Annotated in this window: 10 protein-coding genes; 3 read left to right on the top strand and 7 right to left on the bottom strand. The window is 73.5% G+C overall.

Annotated features, from left to right (window positions below; all coding sequences use genetic code 11):
* Positions 1-103: 103 nt before the first annotated feature.
* Positions 104-508 (bottom strand): hypothetical protein, encoded by a 405-nt coding sequence (locus tag ACWJ6R_RS24055; RefSeq protein ID WP_449064407.1) that lies wholly within the window; start codon positions 506-508, stop codon positions 104-106.
* A gap of 142 nt (positions 509-650) precedes the next feature.
* Positions 651-1,418 carry a peptidoglycan recognition protein family protein gene (locus tag ACWJ6R_RS24050; protein WP_449064406.1) on the bottom strand — a complete coding sequence of 256 codons (768 nt, stop codon included), beginning with the start codon at positions 1,416-1,418 and terminating at the stop codon, positions 651-653.
* A 297-nt stretch (positions 1,419-1,715) separates the two neighbouring features.
* On the opposite strand from ACWJ6R_RS24050, the gene ACWJ6R_RS24045 reads away from it, so the two are divergent.
* Positions 1,716-2,408 carry a protein kinase domain-containing protein gene (locus tag ACWJ6R_RS24045; RefSeq protein ID WP_449064405.1) on the top strand — a complete coding sequence of 231 codons (693 nt, stop codon included), beginning with the start codon at positions 1,716-1,718 and terminating at the stop codon, positions 2,406-2,408.
* 154 nt (positions 2,409-2,562) lie between these two features.
* Positions 2,563-3,678, top strand: a complete 1,116-nt coding sequence (locus tag ACWJ6R_RS24040) for a DUF5925 domain-containing protein (RefSeq protein ID WP_449064404.1) — start codon at positions 2,563-2,565, stop codon at positions 3,676-3,678.
* Between the two features lie 251 nt (positions 3,679-3,929).
* Here ACWJ6R_RS24040 and ACWJ6R_RS24035 read toward each other — a convergent pair whose 3' ends face one another.
* From ACWJ6R_RS24035 to ACWJ6R_RS24015, 5 genes are all read right to left on the bottom strand, one after another.
* A complete protein-coding gene (locus tag ACWJ6R_RS24035) occupies positions 3,930-4,211 on the bottom strand; it encodes a hypothetical protein (protein WP_449064403.1) in 282 nt (93 codons plus the stop codon).
* Between the two features lie 165 nt (positions 4,212-4,376).
* On the bottom strand, positions 4,377-5,189 hold the full coding sequence (locus tag ACWJ6R_RS24030; RefSeq protein WP_449064402.1) for a DUF1206 domain-containing protein: 813 nt from the start codon (positions 5,187-5,189) through the stop codon (positions 4,377-4,379).
* Positions 5,190-5,362: 173 nt separating this feature from the next.
* Positions 5,363-6,301, bottom strand: a complete 939-nt coding sequence (locus ACWJ6R_RS24025; protein WP_449064401.1) for a Ppx/GppA phosphatase family protein — start codon at positions 6,299-6,301, stop codon at positions 5,363-5,365.
* A gap of 15 nt (positions 6,302-6,316) precedes the next feature.
* Positions 6,317-6,961 carry a class I SAM-dependent methyltransferase gene (locus ACWJ6R_RS24020; RefSeq protein WP_449064400.1) on the bottom strand — a complete coding sequence of 215 codons (645 nt, stop codon included), beginning with the start codon at positions 6,959-6,961 and terminating at the stop codon, positions 6,317-6,319.
* Positions 6,962-7,046: 85 nt separating this feature from the next.
* Positions 7,047-7,409 (bottom strand): winged helix-turn-helix transcriptional regulator, encoded by a 363-nt coding sequence (locus ACWJ6R_RS24015; RefSeq protein WP_449064399.1) that lies wholly within the window; start codon positions 7,407-7,409, stop codon positions 7,047-7,049.
* A 287-nt stretch (positions 7,410-7,696) separates the two neighbouring features.
* Here ACWJ6R_RS24015 and ACWJ6R_RS24010 point away from each other — a divergent pair, with 287 nt between their 5' ends.
* Positions 7,697-8,485, top strand: coding sequence for an NADP-dependent oxidoreductase (locus ACWJ6R_RS24010; protein ID WP_449064398.1), 789 nt, complete (start codon positions 7,697-7,699; stop codon positions 8,483-8,485).
* The last annotated feature ends 389 nt before the right edge of the window (positions 8,486-8,874 follow it).

Raw genomic sequence — 8,874 nt, 5'->3', positions numbered from 1 at the left:
CCGGCGGCTCCGGAACCCGCCGGCTCCGCCCGCCGCGCCGCGATCGCCAGCAGCGCCCCGGCCGCCTCACCGGTCCGCTCCCCCGCCTCCAGGACGACCGAGATCAGCTCCAGGTGGACCCGCTCCAGCACCCGCGGCAGGTCCTCGGGCGCCAGGGCGAGCCAGAGGGAGGTGACGCCGTTCTCCAGGTCGGCGAGGACCGCCTCGGGGTCGGCGGCCTCGTGCCGCTGCCGGACGTCCCAGCCGCCGCGCACCGGGCGCGCGCCCGCAGATAGGGGGCGGCTCCCGGCAGGCCGGGGTCGCCGGGCAGGTCGGCGGCGTCGTACAGGGGCGCGACGGTCACGCCGTCGTAGGTCGTCGAGGCCAGCGCCTCCTCCGGGGAGGAGGCCTCCACCCCCGACTTGCGCAGGACCCCGAGCGCCAGCTCCCGCCACTCGTCGCGGGTGGGCGGCGGGAAGTCCGCCGCCGGCCGCAGGGCCGGCCGGAGCTCCTCAGGTGGGACGGTCATGCAGGGGATAGTATGCGTTCGCCCGCCGGGGCACCGCCCCTAGATCCCATTGAACGGCCGGCGCGGCGGCCCGAGCAGCCGCAGACAGCCCCGGGAGAAGGTCACCAGGACGTCGACGGCCTCCTCCGGGTCGGGGTGGCGGTCAGGTGATCGGTTCCTGCCAGGTCGCGTTCCAGGTGAGGCGGTCGACCGCGCCGGTGACGGTCAGGTCCTTCTCCTCCTGGAAGGCCCGGCACACCTCCCGCGACTGCGCGCCGTACAGGCCGTCGACCTCGATGCCCCAGCCGCGCTTGCGCATCTGCTGCTGCCAGGCGCGAACGTCCTCACCGGCCATGACCGGCGGGTACCTCAGCGTCCGGCCGGGGAACGACGGGTGCGGCTCGGGCGGGTCGGGGGCGCCGCCGGGCCGGGGGGCGCCGAGCCGCACCCAGGCGTAGAGCGGCTCGCCGGGGCAGGAGGTCGCGTAGCCGTCGCGGTGGCCCTTGATCTCCCGGCCCGCGCCGCCGCGCTCCCGGAGGTACTCGATCGCGTCGAGGATGCCGTGCAGGATGTTGTCGGTGGGCTGGACCAGGCCGGAGGAGCCGACCAGGCCGAGCACGGCGTAGTGGCCGCTGTTCAGCCCGGAGCCGTTCGCCGCGGGCAGGCGCTTGGGCCCCCGCCCCTCGAACACCTTTCGATGTGGACAGACCACTAATGAGTAGCCTATGTCCATCCAGCCGTTTCCATCCATATGACTGTTCTGGATGGATTTCACCAGGGTCACACAGCGCGTGTGGTCGTTGGCGATCCCGGGGTCCACCCTGCCGCCCGTGTAGTGGACCTTCACGCCCCTGGTGGAGCTGATCTGCGTGTACGAACCGCGCGGTTGGCGAGCACCCCATTCGCGCCTGGTGACGAGGTCGATGGCCACGGAATCTCTCCAGGGGGATTCGATTGTCGGGGGAATGACCGGAGCGTAACGGGTCGTGCGGCGCGATACGGGGCGGTTCACCGATCGGCCCCCGATCGAGCGCCGGCCCGGCGCGTCTCCGGACGGGAAAACCCCGGCTCCCTTTCCTGGAGGAGCATCCCCAAACGTCCCGCCCGGCGTGTCCCGCGGGCATGGACCGTGGCACGGCGGCACAGATCCTGGGACGACCGGATGGACGGCCGCCCATACCGGCGCGAACCGTACCCGTATCGGGCGGGTATCGGTTACCTTGCCCGCATGGCCGCAACCCCCCTGACCCCCGACGACCCGGTCCGCCTCGGCGAGTACCTGCTGGCCGGACGGCTCGGCGAGGGCGGGCAGGGCGTCGTCTACCTGGCGCACACGCCCGGCGGCGAGCCCGTCGCGGTCAAGCTGCTGTTCCGCGGGGACGCCACGTCGCGGGCCCGGCTGGAACGGGAGCTGTCGGCGCTGGAGAGCGTCGCGCCCTTCTGCACGGCGCGGGTACTGGACGCGTCCGTGGACGGGCCCAGGCCGTACGTGGTGAGCGAGTTCGTGGACGGCCCGTCGCTGGAGCAGCGGGTACGGCGGAGCGGGGCGATGCGCGGCGGTGAGCTGGAGCGCCTGGTGGTCGGCACCGCCACGGCCCTGGCCGCGATCCACGCCGCCGGGGCCGGTGACGGCATCACCTCGACCAACCCGCTCTCCCCGGGATGGACGAGGATCGAGGTCGAGCTGACGACCGGTGACGACGACGCGGCGTGGGCCGAGCCGGCCCACGGCTGCAAGGGCCGGATCACGCTGAAGACCGTCGAGGAGGACATGCTCACGTTCGAGCTGGGACCGGGCACCGGTTGCGTGGCCGGGACCGTCTGGCTCACCCGGAAGGGCTCGCGGCTCACCTACACCTGGAAGGACGTCCCCGGTCTCGGCATCGTCACCCAGACCGGTGACCTGACCAGGATCCCCTGACCCGGGAACTCCGCGCGGACCTGCGGGCCACGGAGCCCCGCGGAGCCGTACGGCCCGGCGCGGGCCCGTGCGGCGCCCCTCCCTCACAGGCCCGTTACCGGGCACACCGGAAAACCCATCGACCTCCGCGGTCGCAGACGGGATCATTACCGGCATGTCCGTGTTGAAGGAGGTCCGTTTCGCCCCGGAGCAGCCGCAGGCGGAGCTGCCCATGAACATCTGGCTCGACGACGGCGACACCGCGGTGGACGTCATCGACGCGCTCGCGCTCTCCCCGTTCGCCACCGGGACGCAGCCCTGGGCCCGCACCGCGACCCTGGAGCGCGTGCGTTCCGACGCGCCGCTCATGCCCGCCGGCGGGACCCTCGTCCGCGCCGCCGGGGAGGAGGACGGCCGGGACTCGCGGCTGGTGACCGGTGAGGGCTGGACACTGCGGGTGATCCGCTACAAGAGCCGTTCGGCCACGGTCAGCGTGACCGCGGTCAGCGAGGAGCTCGCCCGTTCGGTGATCGAGGAGACCGTCAAGGACGCCACCGAGCCCGCCCCCGAGGACGACCACGTCCAGATGGGGTTCTGGTGGCAGAGCGACCACGGCAGCCGCCGCTCCGGCAAGCCGATCACCACCTCGCCGTGGGCGGAGGTGAGCGGCAACTACGCGCGCTCGCTGCACGAGCCGATCTCCCAGCTGATGTCCCTCGGCCCCGGTGAGGTGCACGGCCGCCTGCTCCTGCTGCACGGCCCGCCGGGCACCGGCAAGACCACCCTGCTGCGCACGCTCGCCCACGAGTGGCGGTCGTGGTGCCAGGTGGACTGCGTGCTCGATCCGGAGCGGCTGTTCGGCTCGCCCGGCTACCTGATGGAGGTCGCGGTCGGCTCGGACTCCGCGCAGGACGGCGAGAAGTGGCGCCTGCTGGTGCTGGAGGACTGCGACGAGCTGATCAGGAACGGCGCCAAGGAGGCCACGGGGCAGGGCCTGTCCCGGTTGCTCAACCTCACCGACGGCCTCCTCGGCCAGGGCCGCGACGTGCTGGTGGCCATCACCACCAACGAGGACCTGGCCCGTCTCCATCCGGCCGTGGTCCGCCCGGGCCGCTGCCTGGCCCAGCTGGAGGTCGGCGCACTGCCGCACGACGAGGCGGCGGCCTGGCTCGGCACCGCCGAGGGCGTCTCCGCCGAGGGGGCCACCCTCGCCGAGCTGTTCGCCCTGCGGGACGGCTTCGCGCAACGGACCGCGCCCTCCCCCGCCGCCACCACCGGCCTCTACCTCTGAGACCCGGACCGGCCTTCCGTCTCAGTGCCGCGCCGGGCAGCAGGCGGCGCTCACCTGACGCCGGCCAGGTGGGGCCGGGGCAGCCGGACCGCCTTCGGCTCCAGTTCGAACCAGACCTGGTTGGCCCCCGACCGGCGGATCAGGCCCCACCGGTCGGCCAGCGCCTCCAGCAGCGGCAGGCCCCGGCCCCCGGTCGCCTCGGGCGAGCGTGGCAGACGCAGGCGCCGAGGAGGAACCCTCGTCCTGGACGCTCACCCGGACCCCGCGGCCGAGCAGGAGACCCCCAGGATGAAGGCCCCGCCCCTGCCGGATCGGGAGTGGACCACCGCGTTGGTGACGATCTCGCTGGTCAGCAGCACGCAGTCGTCGTGCAGCGGGTGGTCCCTGCCCAGCGTCGCGGAGACCAGGCGGCGGGCCCGCATCACCTGTTCGGGAGAGCCCGCCAGGCGGAGGACCCACTCGCCGCCGATCCCTCCGCCCGGCTCTCCCCCGGCCTCACCGCCGAACTCTTCGTCGTACTCCGACAGGTCCATACAGCCCTCCCGATGCTGTCCGCGACTCTGGGAAGACGCGGGGCCCGGAAGGTGCGATGTCCCAGAAAAGTAGGAATGGGATGGCTTACCGGACAGTCAGCTCAGGCTTGCTCCGCGGGCCTTCTCCTGCGTGCCCGCATCCGCCGCCACAGGTGCCTCCTTCCGTCACACCCGGTGCCAGCGCGCCTCGAAGAAGCAGTAGACCGCGAACAGGATCAGGCCGACCGCGACGAGTCCCAGCAGCCACGGGCCCGCCGGGGTCTCGGCCAGCGAACGGAGCGTCGAGTCGATCCCCTTCGCCTTGTCCGGGTCGTAGGTCACCGCCGCCTGGACGACGAAGACACCGGCCATCGCGGCGATCACGCCCCGGGCGAGGTAACCGGCCGTGCCGAGCTTCTCGGCCAGTTCCCTGGCCCTGGCGGGCATCTCACCGGTCCGCAGGTCCTGCAGGAACCTCTTCTTCCAGCCCTTGTGGACCCAGTACGCGCCCAGTGCGATCAGGCCCAGCCCGACCAGGCCGACGAGGAACCGCCCGCCGGGCCACTCCATCACCTGCGCGGTGAGGTCCTGGGAGTGCTGATCGGTGGAGCCGCCCGAGTCCCCGCGCAGCAGCAGGCCCAGCAGCGTGGCGACGATCAGCGCGTAGACCGCCGTGCGTCCGGCCGACTCCGCCCGGTCCTTGGTCCGGCCCCGGCCGATCACGGCCTCGGAGAGCTGCCAGAGCGTCAGGGCGGCGAAGCCGACCACCATCAGCCAGAGCAGCACGTTCCCGAAGGGCTGTTCCCGGACCATCTCGATCGCCCCGGTCTTGTCGGCCTCCTTGCCGCCGCTGCCGCCGCCGAAGGCGATCTGCAGCGCCAGGAACCCGATCAATCCGTAGAGGACGCCGCGGCAGGCCATGCCGAGACGGGCCAGCCTGTCCAGCGTCCGACTGTTCGCCGCTCTGCGCGCGGCGCCTTCCACCTGTGCGCTGTTCATAACACTGCGCTCTTACCTCACAAAGAGGAAGCAAACCTTCCCGCGACCAGGTGTGGGAGGACTGCCCTCCGGGCAACCCGTGGCCGGGGACGGACCCGGCACGAGACGGCGGCGGCACGAGACGGCGGCGGTGGACGCGGCCCCGGCGGACGGAGTGCGAGCCCGGCGGCCTCTCAACCCGGCAGCGCGTCCAGGCGCCGCAGGATGACCCCCTCGCGCAGCGCCCAGGGGCACACCTCCAGCTCCGCCACACCGAACAGGTCCATCGCGGCGTCCGCGACGATCGCCCCCGCCGGGAGCTGCCGCACCCGTCCCGCCGACACCCCGGGAAGCCCCAGCCTCTCCCGCGCGTCCATCGCGGCGAGCCGGCCGGTCCATCCGGTCAGGTCCGCGTGCCGGAGCGGTCTGCGGACGCTCCCCCCGTCGGCCGAGGGCGCGGTCCCGGCGATCCGCGCCAGCTGCTTGAACGTCTTGGACGTCGCCACGGCGTGGTCGGCCGGGCCGTACCGCGCGACGTCGCCCACCGATCGGGCGATCTCCGCCCGCACGTACCGGCGCAGCGCCCGCACCTCCTCGGCGGGCGGCGGATCGGCGGTGAACCAGTCGCGGGTCAGCCGGCCCGCGCCCAGCGGAAGCGAGACCGCCGCGTCCGGCTGCTCGTCGATCCCTGACGCGATCTCCAGCGACCCCCCGCCGATGTCCAGCACCAGCAACCGCCCCGAGGACCAGCCGAACCACCGCCGCACGGCCAGGAACGTCAGCCGGGCCTCCTCCTGTCCCGAGAGCACCTGGATGTCCACCTGCGTGGCGGCCTTGATCCGCTCCAGCACGCCGTCGCCGTTGACGGCCTCCCTGACCGCCGACGTGGCGAACGCCATGAGGTCCTCGACGCCCTTGTCCTCGGCGATCCGCAGGGCCTCCTCGACGAACCCGTGCAGCCGCGCCGCGCCGGCCTCGGAGAGCCGGTCGCCGCCCTCCGTCCGCTCGACGTGCTCGGAGAGCCGCAGCTCCACCTTGTGGGAGTAGGCGGGCAGCGGCCGGGCCCCCCGGTGGGCGTCCATCACCAGCAGGTGGACCGTATTGGAACCGACATCGAGAACACCCAGTCGCATGGGTTGAAATTACTACTATTCCGGACTTGTATCGCCTGGAATCCGGCGGTGCACGCTCACCGCGTATCCTCCGCCGTCGTATGGGTCTCCGTCCCACGTCGCCATGCGCCGCTCCAGGACCAGCCCCGCCGCCTCGCACCAGGCGTCGTAGTCCGCCAGCCCGACGGTGGCCGAGGCCAGCGGCAGGTGCGCGGTGTCCAGCCCGAACCCGGCCACCAGCAGTCCGCCCGGCCGCAGCAGTGCGGCGAGCCGCCGTACGGCCCGCGCCTCGCTCCCCGGCGCCAGCAACGGGATCACGTTCCCTGCGGCGACCACCAGGTCGAAGGGCCTTCCCGGACCGAAGGCGCCCGGGGTGAGCGCGCTCAGGTCTCCCGTCACCCAGGTCAGCCCGGGAGCCAGGCGCCGCGCCACCTCGAGCATGGACTCGTCCAGGTCGGCGCCCGCGCACTCGTAGCCCAGCTCCGCCAGCCGGATCGCCACCCGGCCCGTGCCGCACCCGGCGTCCAGCACCCGCGCGCCCGGCGGCACGAGCGCCGCGCACAACCGCGCCTCCCCGTGCACGTCCGCCCCGGAGGCGGCGAGCTCGGCGAACCGCGCCGCGTACCGCTCCCCCGCGTCCTCGCCCGCGATCTCCGCCCAGCGGCTTCTCGGCTCTTCCATCCGCCCAGGATCCCACCTCCGAGACCGTACGCCGCCGCGCGTCCGCGTCCGCCGCGGAACCGGACGGCGCGGGGCGTCGCGGAGGTCAGGCCCGGCCGATGTCGTCCAGGTTCCGCTCGACCCAGCCGCGCAGCGCGGCCAGCGGTTCGGCGACGCCGAAGCCCAGGTCGGTCAGCTCGTACTCCACGTGCAGCGGGACGGCCGGGTAGACCGTGCGGTCCACGAACCCGGACTCCTCCAGGCGGCGCAAGGTCTGAGTGAGGACCTTGGGGCTGACGCCCTCCAACCGGCGCTGCAACTCGCCGAAGCGCTGCGGTCCCTCCTCCAGGGCGCCGATCACCAGCGCGGTCCACTTGCTCGCCAGCAGATCGAGCACGCCGCGGCAGGGACACTGGGCGGCGTAGACGTCGTGCTTGTCGTGACGGCCCGTGGTGCAGGTCATGGACATGGCCGACCCTCCTCCTCGCTGCATGCTTCCCAAAGGAAAGTAGAAGCCCTTGATGGTTACTAGGGTCTTCAGGATAGCGTCGCCGGCGTCGCAACCCCCTTCCGCGAGGAGAAGAACATGACGCTCATGCGCGCCGTCAGCCAGGACGCCTTCGGCGGTCCCGAGGTCCTGCGCACCGTGGACCTGCCGCGGCCCGAACCGCTGCCCACCGAGGTCCTGGTGCGCGTCGTGTCCGCGGGGATCAACCCCGTCGACGTCAAGACCGCGCGGGCGGAGGGATCGCCGGGGTGCTGGGCGAGCCCCCCTTCGTCCTCGGCTGGGACGTCTCCGGGGTCGTGGAGGAGGTCGGCTTCGGGGTGCACAACCTGCGGCCGGGGGACGAGGTGTACGGCATGCCGTGGTTCCCCCGCCAGGCCGGTGCCTTCGCCGAGTACGTGACCGCCCCCTCCCGGCAGTTCGCTCTCAAGCCCCGCTCGGTGAGCCACGACGAGGCCGCCGCCGCGCCGCTGGCCGCGCTGACCGCGTGGCAGGCCCTCGTGGACGCCGCCGGGGTCCGGCCGGGCCACCGCGTGCTCGTGCACGCGGCGGCGGGCGGCGTCGGGCACTTCGCGGTCCAGTTCGCCAAGCACCTCGGCGCGCATGTGATCGGCACCGCCCGCGCCGACAAGCACGAGTGGCTGCGCGGGCTCGGCGCCGACGAGCTCGTCGACTACTCCTCGGTCCGGTTCGAGGAGGCCGTCAAGGACGTCGACGTGGTCATCGACCTGATCGGCGACGATCACGAGGCCACCGGCACGCGCTCCCTGGACGTGCTGGTCCCCGGCGGCCTGCTCGTCGCGGTGCCCTCCGGCGTCTCCCCCGAGCTGGCCCGGCGCGCGCAGGAGCGCGGCCTGCGGGCGAGCGCGTTCCTCGTCGAGCCTGACGGCTCCGCGCTGGCCCGCATCGCGGAGCTGGTCGACGACGGCCGGGTCCGGATCGAGGTCGAGGAGGTCTTCCCGCTGGAGCGGGCGGCCGAGGCGCACAAGCGCCTCGCCGAGGGCCGGACCCGGGGCAAGCTGGTGCTCCGCGTCGGCTGACGACCGCCGCGGAGGAGGCCGGCGCCGCCGGAGAGGGACGGCGAAGAAGGTCGGCCGGAGAAGGTCGGCCGGACGGGAGCGGACGTCGCGGGAGAGGCGGGTGCCCGGGGAAGGCGGGGCGAGCCTTTCGCCCCGCGGGCAACCGCACCGCACCCTTCCCGCTCTCCTCCTGCTACGTCGCGCGGGCCCAATGGGGAAGGCGGCCGGTCCCCGGCCGCACCGGCCCGGCGGCCGAGCGCCACAGCCGGGCCGGGACCGTCCCGCCCGCGACGAACGGACTCCCTTCCTCCATGATCTCCCTCGCCCGGTTCACCACCCGTACCCGTGTCGTGGCCGCCGCCCTGGGCGCGAGCCTGGCCGGCGGGGTGGCCTGGCCGCGGGCGCTGGCG

It is taken from the genome of Planomonospora algeriensis (assembly GCF_977012225.1).
Note: the sequence above shows the minus strand (reverse complement) of the source record. Positions and strands in the feature narration are given on the sequence as shown.

What these genes read in the sequence shown, in the direction of transcription:
- ACWJ6R_RS24055 (WP_449064407.1), bottom strand. Translation starts at nt 508, where the DNA reads ATGACCGTCCCACCTGAGGAGCTCCGGCCGGCCCTGCGGCCGGCGGCG.
- ACWJ6R_RS24045 (WP_449064405.1), top strand. Translation starts at nt 1,716, where the DNA reads ATGGCCGCAACCCCCCTGACCCCCGACGACCCGGTCCGCCTCGGCGAG.
- ACWJ6R_RS24040 (WP_449064404.1), top strand. Translation starts at nt 2,563, where the DNA reads ATGTCCGTGTTGAAGGAGGTCCGTTTCGCCCCGGAGCAGCCGCAGGCG.
- ACWJ6R_RS24035 (WP_449064403.1), bottom strand. Translation starts at nt 4,211, where the DNA reads ATGGACCTGTCGGAGTACGACGAAGAGTTCGGCGGTGAGGCCGGGGGA.
- ACWJ6R_RS24030 (WP_449064402.1), bottom strand. Translation starts at nt 5,189, where the DNA reads ATGAACAGCGCACAGGTGGAAGGCGCCGCGCGCAGAGCGGCGAACAGT.
- ACWJ6R_RS24025 (WP_449064401.1), bottom strand. Translation starts at nt 6,301, where the DNA reads ATGCGACTGGGTGTTCTCGATGTCGGTTCCAATACGGTCCACCTGCTG.
- ACWJ6R_RS24020 (WP_449064400.1), bottom strand. Translation starts at nt 6,961, where the DNA reads ATGGAAGAGCCGAGAAGCCGCTGGGCGGAGATCGCGGGCGAGGACGCG.
- ACWJ6R_RS24015 (WP_449064399.1), bottom strand. Translation starts at nt 7,409, where the DNA reads ATGTCCATGACCTGCACCACGGGCCGTCACGACAAGCACGACGTCTAC.